Annotated in this window: 1 protein-coding gene; it reads right to left on the reverse strand. The window is 67.0% G+C overall.

Annotation, left to right across the window (positions count from 1 at the left end; translation table 11 throughout):
* On the reverse strand, positions 1–946 hold a 946-nt coding region (locus ASG00_RS00805; protein ID WP_235559040.1), incomplete at both ends, for an FtsW/RodA/SpoVE family cell cycle protein.

The following is a 946-nucleotide window of genomic DNA, read 5'->3' on the forward strand; positions in this document are numbered from 1 at the left end:
ACCATGATGAACACCTGCAGCGCGATCGTGATTGACAGGCCGGTCGCGAGGAGCTTTCCGAAGTCGTCCTGGCCGGCGATGCCGACCCGCAGGCCGCGGCTGATGAAGACCATGTAGAGACAGAGAATCGCGAAGGCTCCGACGAGCCCGAGCTCCTCGGCGAGGCTCGGGAAGATGTAATCGCTCTGCGCGAGCGGCGTGATCTGAGGGCGCCCCTGACCGAGACCGGTGCCCAGCAGGCCGCCGTGGGCCATTCCGAAGATGCCCTGCGCGAGCTGGTAGCTGCTGTTGTTGATGAGTGACGGGTCGAACGCGTGCAGCCAGTTCGTGAACCGGGCACCGACGTAGGGCAGTACCTGGGCGGCGGCCACGGCGACTCCGGCTGCCATCGCGACGCCGAGCAGCACCCAGCCGGTCTTGCCCGTCGCGACGTAGAGCATGCCGACGAACATGCCGAAGATGAGCAGGCCGCTGCCGAGGTCGTGCTGGGCGACGATGATGCCCACCGAGATCACCCAGACCACGAGGAGCGGGCCGAGATCGCGCGCGCGCGGCCACGTGATGCCGAGGAAGCGCTTGCCCACCGACGACAGGCTCTCGCGTGTGCGCACGAGGTAGCCGGCGAAGAAGATCGCGAGGGCGATCTTCGCGAGCTCGCCCGGCTGGAAGGAGAAGATGCCGAGGTTCACCCAGACGGCGGCGTTCGCGTTGATGGCGAGGCCGGGGATCAGGGGGAGGACGAGCAGAAGCACACCGACGAAGCCGAACACGTACGTGAAGCGGAACAGCACGCGGTAGTTGCGCAGGAACACCACGATGAGGATGGAGCCCGCGATGGCGATCGCCGCCCATGCCAGCTGGCGGGTGGAGTAGGCCGCCCACCCGGTGTAGCGGAACGCTATGTCGATGCGGTAGATCTCGGCGATGCCGAGCCCGGTGAGGAGGG

This window comes from Microbacterium sp. Leaf351, from assembly GCF_001423825.1.
Classification (GTDB): Bacteria; Actinomycetota; Actinomycetes; order Actinomycetales; family Microbacteriaceae; genus Microbacterium; species Microbacterium ginsengisoli.